This window comes from Nocardia sp. CA-135953, from assembly GCF_050955735.1.
Taxonomy (GTDB): domain Bacteria; phylum Actinomycetota; class Actinomycetes; order Mycobacteriales; family Mycobacteriaceae; genus Nocardia.
In genome coordinates this window covers 2,846,170-2,862,963 of the sequence record NZ_CP192082.1, presented here as the reverse complement: position 1 = coordinate 2,862,963, position 16,794 = coordinate 2,846,170, and the positions used below count along the sequence as shown (strand labels likewise).

The window sequence follows — 16,794 nt, the reverse complement described above, 5'->3', positions numbered from 1 at the left end:
GTGCCCGCACGGCAAGCGATTCGAAGAATCACCAACCGGGCGGATCGAGCCGATAAGTAGCTCAGCACCCGACGACCCGCCCACAGTAGCAGCATCGCCGGGAAGTCTCTCTCGATCCGAGGACCACATTCCGATTCCTCGAACCGCCAGCGCCCCCATTGCATTTCGCGTACCGCCCGATCGGTATGGCCGAATGCCGTAAATAGCGAACCGTGGGTACCGGATACTATGCGCGAATGGCAAAGCTGAAGGTGTCCGTCGACGTGCCGATTCCCCCGCAGAAGGCCTGGTCGCATACCTCCAACCTCACCGAACTCGACAAATGGCTCCTCATGCACGAGGCGTGGCGCGACGAGGTGCCCGCCGAACTGACCGTCGGCACCCAACTGGTCGGTGTCGCATCCGTCAAGGGATTGCGCAATCGGGTCACCTGGACGGTCAAGGCCGCTGAACCGCCGCGGCGCCTGGCGTTGATCGGCACGGGCAAGGGCGGCACCAAATTCAAGCTCGAACTGCTCGTCGCCGCGAAGGGTGCGGGCTCGGAGGTCACCGTCGATATCGATCTGGGCGGTGCGCCCCTGTTCGGTCCGATCGGTTCCGGTGTCGCGCGGGCGCTGAAGGGCGATATCGAGCGCTCGTTGGAGCGTTTCGTCGCGCTCTACAGCTGAGGAGAGTCCGAGTTCGGCTGGTGCACAGGCGAACTCGGACCCTTCGGCTAATGCACCAGGGCCGGCGCGTCGGCGACCGCGGGCGTCTGCGGCTTGGTACGCGGCAGGAACGCCGCTGGTACCAAGGTCAGCACCATCAGCACCAGCGCCACGATGTAGGTGTGGCTGAATGCCGTCGCGGCCTGGCTCAATCCGGTCTCGACCGCACCGGGCGGCAACTTCGCCGCGATCGAGGGATCGTAGTTCGACGCGATCGCCGGCTTGGCGAGCGGATGCTGGTTCAGCAGGCTGCTGAGCACCACCGACATCGTCGCGGTGCCGATCGACCCGGCGGACTGGTTGATGATGTTCATCAGCGTGGTGCCGCGCGCGACCTGCTGGTGGGTCAGCGTCTGGATCGCCGCGGTCATGGTCGGCATCATGGTGCAGCCCATGCCGAGGCCCATCACGAACAGCGCGCCCAACATGAACGGATACGACGTATCGGACTTCAGCTGCACGAAGAACACCGCGCCGAGTGAGATCAGCGCCATACCGGTCAACACGATCTTGCCCGGACCGATCTTGTCGACGAGCCGGCCCGCGATCGGCATCGTCAACATCGCACCCAGGCCCTGCGGCACCATCAGCAGACCAGCCGCCATGGCTGTTTCGCCGCGCACCTGCTGCAAATAGGTCGGCAGCAGCAGGCCCGCTCCGAAGAATGCGGTCGCGAACAGCACCATGGTCAGCACCGCGAAGGTCAGCGATCGGTTGCGGAACAGATGCAGATCGATCAGCGGATGTTCGGTGCGCAGCGCGTGGAAGACGAACAGCACGATGAGCACCAGACCGATGGCGGCGGGTATGAGCACCTTGGCCGCCACGACCGTACCCTCACCCGGAATCGAGGAGACGCCGAACAGGAACAGCGCCAGACCCGGCGAGGCCAGCAGCATGCCGAGGAAGTCGAAGGATTCCGACGGCTCCGGATTGTCCGCGGGGAACACGACGAAGGCGAGAACGAGCGCGATCACCCCGACCGGAGCATTGATCAGGAAGATCCACTTCCAGCCGTAACTGTCGATCAGCCAACCGCCCAGGATCGGGCCGCAGATCGGGCCGAGCAGCATCGGCACCCCGAGCACCGCCATCACCCGCCCGACGCGTTGCGGACCGGACGCGTGGGTCATGATCGTCATGCCGAGCGGCATCAGCATGCCGCCGCCGAGGCCCTGGACAACGCGGAAGGCGATCAGCGTTTCCATGCTCCAGGCCTGGCTGCACAGCACCGATCCGAGCACGAACAGCGTCAGCGCGAGCATGTACAGCCGTTTCGTGCCGAACCGGTCCGCCGCCCATCCGGTCAGCGGGATGACGCTGGCCAGCGCGAGGGTGTAGCCGGTCATCGACCAGGCCGCTATCGCGGTGGTGGTGTGGAACTCGTTCTGGAATTTCGGGATCGCGACGGTTACGACGGTGATGTCCAGGATCGACATGATCGCGCCGAGCACGACGACCCCTGCCACCTTGAAGACCGCGATGTCTAGCTTGTCGGTCGCGGGGTCCGCTGCGACCGACGTGGTATCCGGAGGATGTGTCACCGCTTAAGCCTCGCACCTCGCCGACCAAATGACCAGCATATTCTGCGACCTTCGACACACCTCGGGGCCGTGCTGGAGACGCTGCTGTTGTAAGGCCGCACTCCGACGCTCGCCTGCGATCCGGGAGATATCCAGTGGCGCTCCGGGTTTCGGCATCAAGGGCCGCTCGAGTTGCCGGTCGTGTTGTCGCGGTAGGGCGCTGATCAGTTCTGCGGCCCCGGCGACTTCCAGGAAGGATCGCGGCCGAACCACCCCGCGAGGCGGTCGTATGCGGGAGCGTCGGCGGGCACGGGCACCTCGAGGTCGAAAGCCTTGTCCGGGCCACGGAATTCCGGGCGCAGCATCTTGTGCGACCAGGCCAGCCCGTACTCGGCGATTTCCGGGTCGAAGTCGATGCGCTGACCGGTCGCGCTGGCGAGATCCCAGGTGTGCATGGCCAATTCGGTGATCTGCTGGTCGGCTCGGCTGCGCAGCGGCGCTTGTGCGCCACCGGGTACCGGAACCGGGCGTTCGAGGTCGGCGTGGTGCCAGACGTCCAGGACGGGTGCGGCGGCCGCGCGGTACTCCGCCGCCCAGTTCGGACTCAGCTCGGCGGGCGGAGCCGCCCAATCGGCCATCTCGCCACGCGCCGAATCCAGGAAGTTCCGCAGGCTCTGCCCGATGACATGTCGCACGAGCGCCTGCACGTCCCAGCCGGCGCAGGGTGTCGGCAGGGTCGCCTGTTCCGGCCGAATCGCCGCGATGACCTCGCCCATCCGGGTCAATGCGCGGTCCAACAGGTCCACGGTGGGATCAACGGTATCCACGCCTGTCGATTCTGCCTCGCGTCCGCCGCACACATCGCCGAACGCGCAACTCGGCCGACTAACGCGATCAGCGTAGAGCAGGTTCGACTGTTTCCAGATCGACGAACTGCTGACGCCGCTTGGAACTGACCGGCCTCGGCCCCGCCGAAACCACTGCGCCGAAGCGCATCGACTCGCGCCGGTCTTGCGTACGGCCGCACCACGGCGAACGATTAGCTGTGCGGTGGCGGTGTTCGCGGGCCGTGCGGTCCGAGCACCCTCGGTGGACCGCGACGCGTCAGCCTCGCTATGGAGCGGAGTGATCCCTCCGCACTAGGAGGACTCGATGTTCATCCAAGTTATTCAAGGAAAGGTTTCCGACGCCGATCGGCTACGTCGGTGTATGGATCGGTGGACCGAGGAATTGCGGCCGGGAGCCGTCGGCTATCTCGGGACGACCAGCGGGTTGTGCAATGACGGAACGTTCATCGCATTGGCGAGGTTCGAATCCGAAGAAGCGGCGCGGCGCAATAGCAATCGTCCGGAGCAGGGCGCGTGGTGGGCCGAGACCGAGCAGTGCTTCGACGGACCGGTGCAATTCATGGACTGCCCCGAGGTGACGCAGTGGCTGGGCGGTGGCTCGGATCAAGCCGGGTTCGTCCAGGTCATGGAGGGCCATACCCGCAATCCGCGCCGCATGCGCGAACTGCTCGCCGAAGGCACCGAGCGCATCCACGAACTGCGCCCCGAAATTCTCGGCGGCACCCTGGCGACATATGGCAGCGACGGTTACGTCGAGGCCGTCTACTTCACCTCCGAGGCCGAGGCCCGCGCCCACGAAAAGCTGGAGATTCCAGACGATCTGCGCACCCTGTTCGAGGAGGAAGGCGAACTCATGGGCGAAGTCGAATACTTCGACCTGCACGAACCGATGCTGGTCTCCCGCCGCTGACCCGAGCCGTCGCATATCAAGTGACACCCGCGCGCAGGCGACTGCGCGAGGCGGTCACCGGCTATGTGACACCCTCGACTGATACCCGCATTCCGCCAAAACAATTCGGATGAGCGTTCGATGTCGGTGGCCGGCGCTAGCGTGGCGGCGTGAACCGTACGGATCGGCTGTATGCGATCGTCGAGGAATTGCGGGCGGTGGCGCCGCGGATGCGGACCGCGCGAGAGTTGGCGCAACGTTATGAGGTCAGCGTTCGGACAATCGAACGCGATATCGCGGCACTGCAGCAGGCGAGTATTCCGATCTACGCGGATGTCGGCAGGCGCGGTGGCTACGCGTTGGAGAAGAGCATGTCGCTGCCGCCGCTCAACTTCACCGCGGCGGAAGCGGTCGCACTCGCCGTGGCCTTGGCGCGCAGCGAGGCGATGCCCTTCGACCAGGCCGGGCGCAGCGCGTTGCACAAGATTCTCGGGGTGATGTCGGAGCGCAACGCGGCCGCCGCGCGCGACCTCGCCGCGCGGGTTCGGTTGCTGGATCCGGTGGATGCGCCGCCCGTCCAGGCGATTCCGTCGGTCATCGGACAGTCGATCGAAGCGGGACGGGTGCTGCGGATCAGCTATTCGGATCGCTTCGGCGCGGCCAGCGACCGGGAGGTCGAGCCGACAGCATTCCTCAACGGATCGCGCGGCTGGTATCTCATCGCGTGGTGCCGGTTGCGCGCGGAGTCGCGTTGCTTCCGGCTGGACCGCATCCGCGCGGTGACCATGACAGATACACCGACGTCGCCGCGCCCGCTCACCCCTTCCGATATTCCGAAGGACCTCGAACTCCGAACCGTCGCGCTGTGAGAGGAAATCGGCGGGAAACACCGACAGGGGGTTGTCGCCGCGCCGGGTGATCGTGGTCGGGCAAGACACCTATACCCGAACGCGAGGAGACGACACGGTGAGCACTCCCCCTTTCAACACGGTTGCCTGGTTCCAGGTCGGCAGCGATAAGCCGCAGGAGGTCGAGAAGTTCTACGGCGACCTGTTCGGCTGGAGCTTCACCGCCGACCCGAACGCCGACACCTACGACTTGGTCAGCTACCCGGCGAGCGAGGCGCCCAGCGGCGGCATCTCGCGCACCCCCGATGCCTCGGCCAATCACGCGACCTTCTTCGTCCTCGTCCAGGATGTGACGGCCACGGTCGCCGCCGCCGAAAAGCTGGGCGGAAAGGTGTCGGTCCCGCCGATCACCGGCAAGGACGGACTCGTCTTCGCACACATCCTGGACACCTCCGGAAACGATTTCGGCATCTTCAGTCCACCGCCGCAGCCGTGAACCGACGGGGACCTCGGCCATCGGCGGGGGTCCCCCGGTCGGCTCGAACTTTGTTGCGGGGAGCCAACATAAGGCCATATCTCGAGTCCATCGCAATTCGGCAGCTATCCGATTTATCGAATGGATAGCCGCCGAATGCGCGGACTAGCCTCGAAGTCCGTTGCGCTGCGCAATCAGATGCTGACGACCATCAATCGCGGTTGGACTCGAGAATCGAGGATCCCGATGAGCAATTCCCCGGGCGTCGGACCGCACAGGAGCCGCACACGCTGGTCGGCGGCACTCGGCACAGTGATTCTCGCGGCGGCACTCAGCGGGTGCGCCTGTTCGTTCGGCGAATATTCGGATGACGCGAAGGTGGCGGTCGAAAAGTTCACCGAGCTGCTGAACAAGCGGGATGCGGATAGCGCCGCGAAATTGACCACCCAACCGAGCAATGCCGCCACATCGCTGCGACAGGTGTTCGAGGGATTGGGCCCTGGTGCTCCGGACTTCCGTTTGTCGCAATTCATCGCATTGGATTCCAAGGAGGGCATCTTCGCCCTGCAGGGCGCGTGGGCATTCGGACACGATCGAAACTGGACATACGACGCGCAGGGCACGATCCGAAAGTTGGCGACCGGCTGGCGAATCTCCTGGGATCCCACTATCGCCTTGCCGCAACTGGACAACACCCGCAAGGTCAACCTGGTAAAGGCCTACCCAACGCCGTCGCCCGTGGTGAAGGACAGTCTCGGACAACCGTTGATGACCGAGAATGTCATCGCTGTGGTCCGGCTCGATCCCGCCCGCATCACTGATCCGGTCGCCACCACCGACGCGCTGGCGAAGGCCATCGCACCGGTCGCCCCACTGATCACCGGCGAGTCCTTACGCGCGCAACTCGCCGCCGCCAAAGGTCAACCGGTCGTCGCGGTGAATCTGCGGCAGGACGACTTCGCGGTTCTCGAACCCGACATCACGCCGATTCCCGGGGTGGTGGCACAGCCGCAGCCACGCCTGATCTCGGCCGACCGGCGCATCCAATCCCCCATGCTCGACGCACTGCGCACGGTGTGGCAGGACAACCGGGACCGGACCGCGGGCTGGGCGGTGCAGCTATCGGGACCCGACGGGCTTCCGATCGCAAACATCGCCGGACAGCAGGGCACACCGGCGCCGGATGTGTCCGCGACCCTGGATCCGCACTGGCAGCGCGCCGCCCAGGATGCGGTCAACTACCTCGGGAATCCGGCGGCCGTCGTCGCGATCCGTCCCGCGACCGGAGCCATTGTCGCCGCCGCCGAGAACAACGCGGCCAGCACGAACGAGCCGATGGCCTTCGCCGGGCTGGCCCCGATCGGCGGCACGTCCGAACTACTCCGGACGGCCGCTGCCACCATCGCGCACAAACCGCCGCAGGATGTATCCCTCGACGAGATCACCCAGGCGGCCCGCATGCTGGGTCTCGGCGTCGATTTCGAGCTGACGGGTCTGGACAAGGTGAGTTCGCGAATCCCGGTCCCGGGCACCGCGGACGCCCGGCGCGGCGGCCGGGCGAGCGAAATCCAGGCCAGCCCGTACGGCATGGCGATCCTCACCGCCGCCATCGCCATTGGACGTATCACGCCACCCATGATCGAAATCGGCCGCCCGGCAATGACTTCCGCCGAATCGAGTCCGCTGCCCGCCGCGGTGGTCGACCAACTCCGGAGCCTGATCGGCGGTGGCGGATATGTCACCACGGCGGCCGGGCAGGGCTGGCTGCTCGCCAATACCGGCGAGTTGGTCTTCGCACTCCATGTCGAGGATCCGGACAGCAGCACCACTGTGCGGAATGCGGCCGAACGCATTTTTCATCCGGATCTCGGATAGGTTCAGGGCTCACAGCCAACACCCAGCTTGTCCTGAGCTGCGACCTTGCTCGGCCAGTCACGCTAGTGGAATGAGCAGAGCAGCTGCGCGCACCGCAGCCGAGTCGGATATGAGACTGCGCGAATCACTCGCCCGGCGGGTGTCGGCCATCCCGCTGCGGGTGGGACTTGTCGTCGCCCTTGTCTTCCTGGCCGCGATGGTGCTGCTCTCCACGGGCTTCGCGGTGACCTCCGCCCTGAGTCGATCACTGACCGCGCGCACCGACGAGCAGCTCTACGACGCCGCACGCTCATGGGCCGAACCACGCGAGATGAAGCAGGTCGTCACGTATGACGGTGCGACGGTGTGGGTTCCGGCCGACCTGCCGCAGGCGCCGCCCCCTCGGCTGTTCACCGATCAACCCCGCCGCTTCTATGAGTTGCACAAAGGTCCCGAGGGACAGATCTATCCGGGCACCTCGGTCACGGTTGCCAGCACCGGCACCACGCCGGATGTCGATGGGCAGACGGCATCGGTCCCCATGACAGTCGGCTCGACCGACGGATCCGAGCTGGAATGGCGCGCCCTGACCACCAGCAACCAGTACGGCTCGACGACCATCGCGCTGCCACTCGCCGATAACCAGGAGACGGTATCGCGATTGATCTACTTCGAACTCGGCACCGGCGCGGCCGCATTGATCGCGCTCGGTGTGGTCGGGTACTTCGTCGTGCGGCGCAGCCTGCGCCCGCTGCGCAATGTCGAGAAGACTGCGGCGGCGATCGCGGGCGGTGATCTGCACCGGCGCGTTCCGGTGCGTGGTGTCGATACCGAGGTCGACCGATTGGCGCGGTCGTTGAATGCGATGCTCGCGCAGATCCAGCACGGCGTCGCAGCCACCGAGGCCTCCGAGGAAGACGCCCGGCGTTCGGAACGCCGGATGCGCCAGTTCATCGCAGACGCCAGCCACGAATTGCGGACTCCGCTCACCACGATTCGCGGTTTCGCCGAGCTCTACCGCCAAGGCGCGAGCACGGATGCGTCCATGGTGGTGGGCCGCATCGAGGGCGAGGCCGAACGCATGGGCCTACTCGTCGAGGACCTGCTCATGCTCGCGCGGCTGGATGCCAAACGCCCACTCGACCGCCGCCAAGTGGATCTGCTGACGCTTGCCGGCGATGCGGTGCGCAATGCGCAGGCCATGGCGGCGCGGCAGCAACCTCGACGCTCGATCACCCTCGAGGTCCGTCCCGGCGTCGGCACCATGGACGTGACCGGCGACGAAGCGCGATTGCGGCAGGTGCTGGCCAACCTGCTCGGCAACGCCCTGGCCCACACTCCGGCCACCGCCGCGGTCACCGTGCGGCTCACCCCGTCCGCGGATGACGTGCGCATCGATGTCATCGACACCGGCCCCGGCCTGACGCCGGAGGCCGCCGCCCGCGTCTTCGAACGGTTCTATCGCACCGACGACTCGCGCACCCGGGCCAGTGGCGGAACGGGGTTGGGGCTGTCGATCGTGCAGGCCCTTGTGGCTGCCCACAGCGGTCGGGTGAGCGTGGACAGCGAGCCGGGCAACGGCGCGACCTTCAGGGTGATCCTGCCGCGTGCGACGGCCGCCTCATAGTTCACTGGCTCGGCACGAGTTGCGCTGGAGTCGGTGCGGGCCTCGGCCTTTCGTAACGCATCGGCGCCGTCGCGCCGAAGTTGTCGCGAACCTCGGTGCACACCTGGATGAGTCGATCCACCTGCATATCGGTGAGCCCCGCATGCAGCGAGAAGCGGATGCGCGCGCGGTCAGGCGCGGTAGCCGGCCAGCACAGGACCGAGCCGAAAACGCCACGGGCCTCCAGGAAGTCGCGGATCGCGATGGTGCGCTCATCCGAACCGGTCTGCAGCGCCACGATATGGCTGGCCGAACCCTCCAGATCGAATTCCAACGCCATCAGCGCACGGCGCACGACTGCGGAGATCTCGCGCAGCCGGACCCGGCGCCACTCGTCGATGCGAATCACTTCGAGCGTCGCGGCCAGACCGGCGATATCGTGCGGCAGCAGTGTCGCGGAGAAAACCGCGGGATCGGATTCCATCTTGAAGTAGTCGACGAAATCGATATTGTTCGTGGCGACGAAACCGGCGCGTCCCGCGAAAGCCGTTGCGAGGCTGGCGGTCCGGAATGGCACCCGGTCGGTGAGGCCGAGCGCGACCACCATGCCCGCACCGTACGGCCCGTCGGTGCCGAGCGAATGCGATTCGTCGACCAACAGCACACTGCCGGTTTCGTCGGCGACATCGCAGATCTGGGTCAGCGGACCGCGACTCCCGTTGCTGCTGTAGATGGAATCCACCGCGACGATGCCCGGGCCGTGCTTGCGGATCTCGTCGCGCAGATGGCCCGGAAAATTGTGCCGGAACGAATATACGGGCGCACCAGCGGTTTTCGCGCCGTGCCAGAGCGACATATGCGCAATGTGATCGACGTAGACCGGCGTATGCGAGTCGGCGATCGACTGCATCAATCCGGCGTTCGCATCCCAGCCCGACTGACACAGAATTCCGGCGGCCGCCCGCATATGTTCGGCAAGCTTCGTTTCCAGCGCGATCTGCGGATGGTCGGGACCGTGTACGAAGACGCCCGACGGAGGTGCTCCCCCACTCGCGTACTGCAGTGTCGCGCACATCGCCCCGACGATATGCGGCTCGTGCGCAAGCGCGAGATAGTCATTGCTGGTCAGCACGACGTCACCCGGCCTGGGCTTACGGCCGTGCAGAATATGCCGTCCGCCCCATGCGATCGCGACCCGTTCCCTGTGGAATCGGTTGACGCGAAAGAATATGCGGTCGGCAACCGACATTGTCATCTGAACTCCTTTCACTGCTATCAGCTACTAGAGAGCACACACCGAGCAGATTGAATCACTCCGCATGGCCGGATGCGCCGAAATCGCCAACTCGACGCGGGATCTGTCGCACTAACAGCGTCCTAACAGCGACAACAGGCACGATGGTCGGGTGCGGGTACTGGTGGTCGAGGATGAGCAGTTGCTGGCCGACGCGATAGCCGATGGGCTGCGGCGGCATGCGATGGCGGTCGATGTGGTGTACGACGGCGCGGATGCGCTGGAGCGGGTCGGCGTGAACGACTATGACGTGATCGTGTTGGATCGCGATCTACCGACGATATCCGGGGATATCGTCTGCACCTCGCTCAATGAGGCAGGCAGCGACGCCAGGATTCTGATGCTGACGGCCGCCGCGGCGGTGGCCGAGCGAGTCGCGGGGCTCGGTCTCGGCGCCGACGACTACCTGACCAAACCGTTCGCATTCGCCGAATTGGTGGCCCGCATTCAGGCGCTGGGGCGGCGCGCGCGGCCAGCGACCCCGTTGGTACTGGAGCGAGCCGGGATTCGGCTCGACCCGCATCGGCTGACCGTCACCCGCGACGGCGAGCCGGTTTCATTGTCACGCAAGGAGTTCGCGGTTCTGGCCGAATTATTGCGTGCCGACGGCGGAGTGGTGTCGGCGGAGCAGTTGTTGGAGAAGGCATGGGACGAGAACATCGATCCGTTCACGGGGGTGGTGCGCTACACGATCATGATGGTGCGCCGGAAATTGGGCGATCCGCCGGTGATCGAGACCGAGGCGGGCGTGGGGTACCGCATCCGGTGAGGGGCCGCACCATTCGGCTCCGGCTCACGCTGCTGTACGCGGGCGCGTTCTTCATCGCCGGGGCGATTCTGGTTGCGCTGATGTATTTCTACCTCGATCGGTCGCTGGATCGGCGACACGGGATGGGTGCCCAGATCCTCGTGCGCGAGTACCTGGCCAAGCGGAATCGCCCGATCGTCACCGAGGAGTTGTACACGGCGCTGACCGCGCAAGCCGCGAAGGAGCGCCGCGACACCTTGGAGGCGATGCTCGTCTGGTCGCTGGTCTGCCTGGGTGCGATCGGGATCGTCGCGGGCGGACTGGGTTGGCTGCTGGCCGGGCGAGCCTTGCATCCGCTGCAGCAGATCACCGCGACCGCGCGCCGGGTCGCCGATCGCAGCCTGCACGAGCGGATCGCACTGACCGGACCCGATGACGAAATCAAGGATCTGGCCGACACTTTCGACGCCATGCTGGAACGGTTGGATCGCGCCTTCGACGGTCAGCGGCGTTTCGTCGCCAATGCCTCACATGAACTGCGCACACCCTTGACCATCAATCGCACGTTGATCGAAGTGGCGCTGGACGATCCCGACGCACCCGAATCCACCCGTCGGCTCGGGGCAACGCTGTTGGAGGTCAATAATCGGCACGAGCGGCTGATCGACGGATTGCTGGTGCTCGCGAGCAGTGAGCAGCGACTCATCGAGCGCAGTCGGGTCGATCTGGCCGAGGTGGTCCGTCGGGTGGTCACTGTGGCGGGTGATGCCGCCGACCGGGCCGGTATCGAGATCCGCACCGCTATCGAGGCGGCTCCGGTCTCCGGTGATCCGGTATTGCTGGAACGTCTGGCACAGAACCTGGTGGACAATGCGATTCGTTACAACGTCAGCGAAAAAGGTTGGGTCTCGATCAGATCGGTGAGCACCGCGGGCAATGTCCAGCTTGTTGTCGAGAATACCGGCCCGGTCGTGCCTGCCTTCGAGGTCGATGGACTCTTCGAACCGTTCCGCAGACTGGCCTCCGGCGAACGGGTCGCCGAATCGGCGCATGCACCGAATAGCCGGGGCGCGGGGCTGGGTCTGTCGATCGTGCGATCGGTCGCGTACGCACACGGTGGCGAGGTCCGGGCGACCGCGCGGTCCGAGGGCGGACTCACCGTCACGGTCACCATCGAAAACCGAACGGGCGACGCCGGATAGCGCCGCCCGCGTTCGACTCAGTAGTTGTGGCAGGTGTTCGCGATCTGGCGCAGCTTGTCGATCCTCTGCTGGCCCTCGGGCGAATTGCGCTTCTCCTCGATCTTGGTCCGCGCATTCGGGTGGTTATCGATCCACTGCTGGGCGCGCTGCTTGCGCTGCTCGACCGGCAGCCCGAGGAATTCCTGCAGCTTCGCCTTGCGATCGGGATGACTGTCCAGGCGTTCGGCGAGCTTGGGCGCCTCGGCGTGAATGGCCGCATCCACCTGCGCGAAGCTGCATGTCGTCTCGATCAGTCCGCCGCCGATGCCCGGTTGCGCCGAAGCGGTTCCAGGAACCAGTAGCGCCCCCGCCGCGAGCAGACCGCCGAGTGCAACAGCGGTTCGCACGAATCCGGTACGGGTGTATGTCATGACGAATGACCCTTTCCATTGGCGATCGGATCACGGCAGACAGTGCCGCGACTCGATGCACAGTCCATCAGGCAGGGTGTTTGCGCAGCGCTAGGAACGGCGAACGCGGGCAATCCAGGCTGCCTCATCGACAATGCTGCCCGGGGTAAGGCCGAGTTCTTGTGCCTCGACGACCGCTTCGCTGACGCGTCCGCGATACCGTGCGGGCTTCAGTTCTTCCAAATCCCAGCCCGCGTCGAACGGGTTGGAGATCGCGGAGCGGCTGATGCGCGGACCGAAGCCGGGTTCGGCATCCGAGAGCGCGAGGATGTGGAGGTACCCTCCGGGCTTCAAGACCCGGTGCCGCCGAGCAGCGCATTCATGCCGGCGGTCATTCCCGCGCCTGGTTGGCCGTGGTTGCGGGCAACACCCGCGCCCGCGCCTTCTACGCCCGGAACGGATGGGTCGATGAGGGGCTGTTCAGTCACCAGGCCCCTGGACCCGATGGCCCCGTGTCGGTCCCTGCCCATCGCTACGTCAAGCAGGTCGGTTCTTCGCCGAAAAGCTAGTGAGTTAGCGCTTTACCGCCAGATTTCGTGCCGAGCCAGGGAAATGCGCACCGGGAATGCCCTGCACTTGTTGGTTTCCGGTTGAACCGATGGTGCATGTGTTCGCAGACTCACCTATCGCATGCGGTATCAGTAATCAGGTGGCGTAGTGTTCCGCGCGACCACCCAGCAATTCAGGAGTTGCCTGCGATGCCGGACCGCCACCTGATCGACGTGCACGTGCTACTCACCAATGGTGACCGACTGCTGCTGACCCAACGCCGCGGCAACGATGCATTCGCTGGCCGCTGGCACTTACCGTCCGGCAAGCTCGATGCCGGTGAGCCGATCACCGCAGCCGCCGCCCGAGAAGCCTTCGAAGAGGTGGGAGTAAAAATCGATCCCGCTGACCTACGTGTGGTGCACGTCGTGCATGTGGCGGGTTCGGGTCCCGAACCTCGACTGGGCGTGTTCCTGCATGCAACCCGTTGGCGGGGTGAGCCGGACAATCGCGAACCAGACAAATGCGCTGCCGTGCAGTGGTTTTCGATCGACCAGCTCCCCCACGACGTCATCGAGTACCCGGCTGTCGGCATCCGCGCCTACATCGATGGCGAGTCGGCGTCGTTCAGCGAGCAAGGCTGGATCTCTGCAAGTGTCTAGCCGTCCAGTCGCGCGTGCTGAGCACGACTGAGGGAGAGCAGTTTGTCGCGAACGTAGCCCGGCGGCGCGGACGATAGCTGGACACCAACCGCGAAGTTGAACTCATCGCGCTCTCGCATCGACTCGTCGACCCCACCGCTGGTGAGGTCTACCGGTTGGTAGTCGAGCAGTTGCGCGCTCGTGTATCGGCCGGTGCCCATCAACCGCGCCCACTCCGGCGTGCCTGGGTACGGCCGAAATTCGAAGACACTGGCCCGGAACACGCCGGCCCGCCGATCAGCCGCGTCCCAGAGCCGGTAAATCAAGGCCTCGGTGTCATCGATCTGAGCGGCAGTCTCTCCAGGAAAGCCGAGGATGAAGTACGCCTTGACCGCGATTCCGCGTTCGAGCAGCCGCGTCACATTCCGCACTGCCATGTCCGGCGTGATCCGCTTGTCGATGTACTCCAGCATGTCCTCGTTGCCGGATTCGATGCCAAGCGCAACTTCTCGTAACCCGTTGGCCGACAACGTGTCCAGTACCACGTCGGAGGCCCGCTCGAGCACGTTGATGCGGCCCGTGGCGTCCCAGCACGCCCAGTCCCCGACTCGTTCGGACGTGAATGCGGTCATCATCGTGTCGATCACCCGCCGTGTCCCCAGGAACAGGTCGTCGACGAACCTGAAGGCAGTCACTCCAAGGTTGTCCTTCAGCCAGGTCATTTCCTCGATGACGTTGTCTGCCTTACGAACCCGAATCTTCACATCCGGGTTCGCGGACACTGCGGCGCCACAGAAACTGCAGTCGTATGGGCAGCCACGTGCACCGACCATATTCGCCTCCCACCGGCCCGCTTCCTCGTGCGGATCCTGAACAAGGAAGCCGCGGTCGACAAATGGCAATGCGTCGATATCCGGCGCCAGATAGTGGCTGGTACCCGGCATTCCACCCTGCACAGGCGATTTCATGATCGGGTCGAGCCACATCACACCCGGCAATCGCGCACGATTGCGGTGATCGCCGAGCAGTTCGACCACCCGCGTCTCGGCTTCACCGATCACCAGCGCGGCGCACCGCCTCATACGCGGGTCGGTCAGGATCTCGATCGGCATAGCTTTGGCCTGATGGCCGCCCAGCATGACCATGGTGTCCGGGTCGAGGCCAGCAGCGATCGCCGCACTGATCTCGTAGGTGGGAGCAAGCAGGTTGAACCCAGCCCAGCGGGGCCGCGCTGCGTTGATCAAGTCGATGGTTTCCGCGATGCCTAACCCGTTGGCTTCGGCATCGAGGACGCCAACGGTAAAGCCCTGTTTGGTGGCGTAGGTGGCGATGTAGGCCATGCCGAGAACGGGCAGAGTGAAGTCGTTGACTCGCGGCCGCACCGCGTAGTCGCGCAGCGGTGCGTTCACCAGCACCAGGTCGAGCGGGTGATGTGGGTCGGCTCCCACAATCAGGTCATGATGCCGCCGAACGGTCGTCGGATTTTCCATAGCGTATCCCCCATGCAAGTGTCAGAAGTGTCCACGCAGACAACTGTTTTCCCGCCATCGCTTCCCAGGCGGATTTGAACGCGGGCGCGCCTTCTGGCCACGCCCGTTCGGGATTGAGTCGCCGAGCCGCAGGCTGGACCGCGATGTCGGAGTAGTCGTACAAAGCAAAATCGTTGGTGTAATCGGCGACCGCTGTCCGCGACGTCCACGCCCCGACCCTAGGAATCGTCTGCAGCGCTGTCACCAAATCCACGGGCGGCAGTCGCTCCCATCGGTCACCGTGGGCGAGATAGGTGCGGGCCGCGGCCCGCAACGCGGACTGCGGGAATGCCGCACCGACGATTTGAAACTCGTCGTCCGATAGGGAGAGGATCCGGCGTGGGTCGGGGAACAGCCACGCGGTCGACGCGTTGCGAGTGACCGACTCGCCATAGGCGGCGCAAAATCGCACGTACCGGGTGCGGGCGTGACCGGCTTGAATCACCTGCCGCATGATCGCGGTCGCCAGCGCATCCCACAGCGACGGATTCGCCATCCGTGCCACGGTTCCCGCGTCTTTCAGCGGCGTCACCAGATCGCCGGGGCCAGCGAGCGCGTCCGGATCGACGATGTCGACATGCAGATCTGCACCGCCAACGTCGATGACGGTGTCGCCGCCGGCTCCGCAGCCGGTAGAGATCAGGACAGCACTGTCGCCCACGGACACAGCCCGGTACCTGTTACCGGCTTCGGTATGTAGCCACCCCGGGTGGTCGGTCATGACATTCACGCAGGTCTCCCTTCTTCGCTGGCCAGAGCATCGTCATCGAGTCGCCTAATGATCAGGTTGGCTAACACGCGCGCAGTCTCATGTGGCCGCAGGTCGGTGCAGTCGATCAAATGGATCGGCCACCCCTTCTCCCGCAGATCCTCAGCAACAGCCTCGAACAACTCCAGCTCACGGACTGAGCTCTCAGGATCGGTCTCGAATCGGCTGTATTGACCTCGTTTCTGCAACCGATGCCTGATGATCTCCGGCGCAGCGCGCAGGAGCACCGCTAAGTCCGGGAACCGCACGCCAGCGTTCAAAGCCCACACCGTGTCGGGGGCGACGCCGTCGAGCACCTGTAGCACCAACGAGGACGGGAGATACCGGTCGCAGAGAACCACACGTCCGGCATCCAGTTCGGGGATGATCTCGGTGGCCTGTTGATGGTGGCGATCGCCAGCAACCAGACACGCCAACGCCATTCCCCAGTAGCTGTCCGCTTGTGCCCGGATGTAAGAGCCGACTGCATTGTCACTGGGCTGACGAGTAGCGTACACAGACACGCCGATCTTCCGTAGATACGCAGCCGTTTCCTGCACCGTACTGGACTTGCCGACGCCGCCCGCTCCATCGACCGTCACCAGCAGCCCGCTGTTCTTTATCGGCTCCATTGCACCCCCTGTTGTTTCGGCCGGTGTAATACGTCCTGTGGCAACGAGAGCGGCCACCGCTTCCAGCGTCGCGAACACTGACCGGCGTGCCCCTGATAGCGGCGTTTTGTCCAAGCCCATGTCCGGGTCCGAAAGCCAACCGTCTTCGTCGACTCGGCACAGCCAGCCATCGGCCGTGCGCTCGTAGATCGGAGTGCTGTCATCGGGGGCCAGATCGAGCTTGAAATGAGTATCTTCGTGAAAAGCATCAAGCAACGCGCGCACAGACGGTGCGATCTCGCCCCGATGGAACTGCGCCAACTCGTACATCTG

General features: G+C 65.0%; 18 protein-coding genes. 9 read left to right on the top strand and 9 right to left on the bottom strand.

The annotated features are described in order from the left end of the window. Positions 1–236: 236 nt before the first annotated feature. Positions 237–668 carry a type II toxin-antitoxin system Rv0910 family toxin gene (locus ACQPXH_RS13030; RefSeq protein ID WP_433602597.1) on the top strand — a complete coding sequence of 144 codons (432 nt, stop codon included), beginning with the start codon at positions 237–239 and terminating at the stop codon, positions 666–668. A 47-nt stretch (positions 669–715) separates the two neighbouring features. Here ACQPXH_RS13030 and ACQPXH_RS13025 read toward each other — a convergent pair whose 3' ends face one another. Together ACQPXH_RS13025 and ACQPXH_RS13020 are read right to left on the bottom strand one after the other, a co-directional pair. Next, the gene (locus ACQPXH_RS13025) at positions 716–2,251 is read right to left on the bottom strand and encodes a DHA2 family efflux MFS transporter permease subunit (protein ID WP_433602596.1); all 1,536 of its coding nucleotides are present in this window, start codon (positions 2,249–2,251) and stop codon (positions 716–718) included. Between the two features lie 203 nt (positions 2,252–2,454). Then, positions 2,455–3,057, bottom strand: a complete 603-nt coding sequence (locus tag ACQPXH_RS13020) for a TIGR03086 family metal-binding protein (RefSeq protein WP_433602595.1) — start codon at positions 3,055–3,057, stop codon at positions 2,455–2,457. A gap of 325 nt (positions 3,058–3,382) precedes the next feature. On the opposite strand from ACQPXH_RS13020, the gene ACQPXH_RS13015 reads away from it, so the two are divergent. The 5 genes from ACQPXH_RS13015 to ACQPXH_RS12995 all read left to right on the top strand — a co-directional run bounded on the left by ACQPXH_RS13015 (position 3,383) and on the right by ACQPXH_RS12995 (position 8,771). Continuing rightward, entirely contained in the window at positions 3,383–3,988 is a 606-nt protein-coding gene (locus ACQPXH_RS13015; RefSeq protein ID WP_433602594.1) for a hypothetical protein, read from the top strand. Between the two features lie 149 nt (positions 3,989–4,137). After that, positions 4,138–4,836 carry a helix-turn-helix transcriptional regulator gene (locus ACQPXH_RS13010; RefSeq protein ID WP_433602593.1) on the top strand — a complete coding sequence of 233 codons (699 nt, stop codon included), beginning with the start codon at positions 4,138–4,140 and terminating at the stop codon, positions 4,834–4,836. Positions 4,837–4,933: 97 nt separating this feature from the next. Beyond that, positions 4,934–5,311, top strand: a complete 378-nt coding sequence (locus tag ACQPXH_RS13005) for a VOC family protein (RefSeq protein WP_433602592.1) — start codon at positions 4,934–4,936, stop codon at positions 5,309–5,311. A gap of 225 nt (positions 5,312–5,536) precedes the next feature. After that, positions 5,537–7,165 carry an NTF2-like N-terminal transpeptidase domain-containing protein gene (locus ACQPXH_RS13000; RefSeq protein ID WP_433602591.1) on the top strand — a complete coding sequence of 543 codons (1,629 nt, stop codon included), beginning with the start codon at positions 5,537–5,539 and terminating at the stop codon, positions 7,163–7,165. A gap of 109 nt (positions 7,166–7,274) precedes the next feature. Continuing rightward, positions 7,275–8,771 (top strand): sensor histidine kinase, encoded by a 1,497-nt coding sequence (locus ACQPXH_RS12995; protein WP_433603431.1) that lies wholly within the window; start codon positions 7,275–7,277, stop codon positions 8,769–8,771. A gap of 1 nt (position 8,772) precedes the next feature. Here ACQPXH_RS12995 and cqsA read toward each other — a convergent pair whose 3' ends face one another. After that, complete coding sequence (gene cqsA, locus ACQPXH_RS12990; protein ID WP_433602590.1) at positions 8,773–10,005, bottom strand: alpha-hydroxyketone-type quorum-sensing autoinducer synthase; 1,233 nt, start codon at positions 10,003–10,005, stop codon at positions 8,773–8,775. 151 nt (positions 10,006–10,156) lie between these two features. On the opposite strand from cqsA, the gene ACQPXH_RS12985 reads away from it, so the two are divergent. Together ACQPXH_RS12985 and ACQPXH_RS12980 are read left to right on the top strand one after the other, a co-directional pair. Next, entirely contained in the window at positions 10,157–10,813 is a 657-nt protein-coding gene (locus ACQPXH_RS12985) for a response regulator transcription factor (RefSeq protein WP_433602589.1), read from the top strand. After that, entirely contained in the window at positions 10,810–11,994 is a 1,185-nt protein-coding gene (locus ACQPXH_RS12980; RefSeq protein ID WP_433602588.1) for a sensor histidine kinase, read from the top strand. Before ACQPXH_RS12985 ends, ACQPXH_RS12980 begins: the two co-directional genes overlap by 4 nt. Positions 11,995–12,011: 17 nt before the next feature. On the opposite strand, the gene ACQPXH_RS12975 is transcribed toward ACQPXH_RS12980, so the two are convergent. The 3 genes from ACQPXH_RS12975 to ACQPXH_RS12965 form a co-directional block, all read right to left on the bottom strand. Next, positions 12,012–12,404, bottom strand: coding sequence for a hemophore-related protein (locus ACQPXH_RS12975; RefSeq protein ID WP_433602587.1), 393 nt, complete (start codon positions 12,402–12,404; stop codon positions 12,012–12,014). Between the two features lie 90 nt (positions 12,405–12,494). Then, entirely contained in the window at positions 12,495–12,737 is a 243-nt protein-coding gene (locus tag ACQPXH_RS12970; RefSeq protein WP_433602586.1) for a hypothetical protein, read from the bottom strand. After that, on the bottom strand, positions 12,734–12,871 hold the full coding sequence (locus ACQPXH_RS12965) for a hypothetical protein (protein WP_433602585.1): 138 nt from the start codon (positions 12,869–12,871) through the stop codon (positions 12,734–12,736). Before ACQPXH_RS12965 ends, ACQPXH_RS12970 begins: the two co-directional genes overlap by 4 nt. A gap of 270 nt (positions 12,872–13,141) precedes the next feature. Between ACQPXH_RS12965 and ACQPXH_RS12960 the strand changes: the two genes are divergently transcribed. After that, entirely contained in the window at positions 13,142–13,594 is a 453-nt protein-coding gene (locus ACQPXH_RS12960; protein WP_433602584.1) for an NUDIX domain-containing protein, read from the top strand. Here ACQPXH_RS12960 and ACQPXH_RS12955 read toward each other — a convergent pair. The 3 genes from ACQPXH_RS12955 to ACQPXH_RS12945 are packed head-to-tail and all read right to left on the bottom strand — an operon-like array spanning position 13,591 to position 16,791. Continuing rightward, on the bottom strand, positions 13,591–15,063 hold the full coding sequence (locus tag ACQPXH_RS12955; RefSeq protein WP_433602583.1) for a B12-binding domain-containing radical SAM protein: 1,473 nt from the start codon (positions 15,061–15,063) through the stop codon (positions 13,591–13,593). The two genes, ACQPXH_RS12960 and ACQPXH_RS12955, sit on opposite strands and share 4 nt — an antisense overlap. Beyond that, the gene (locus ACQPXH_RS12950; RefSeq protein ID WP_433602582.1) at positions 15,029–15,832 is read right to left on the bottom strand and encodes a hypothetical protein; all 804 of its coding nucleotides are present in this window, start codon (positions 15,830–15,832) and stop codon (positions 15,029–15,031) included. The genes ACQPXH_RS12955 and ACQPXH_RS12950 overlap by 35 nt, the downstream gene beginning before the upstream one ends. Next, a complete protein-coding gene (locus ACQPXH_RS12945) occupies positions 15,829–16,791 on the bottom strand; it encodes a dTMP kinase (protein ID WP_433602581.1) in 963 nt (320 codons plus the stop codon). Before ACQPXH_RS12945 ends, ACQPXH_RS12950 begins: the two co-directional genes overlap by 4 nt. Positions 16,792–16,794 lie beyond the last annotated feature (3 nt).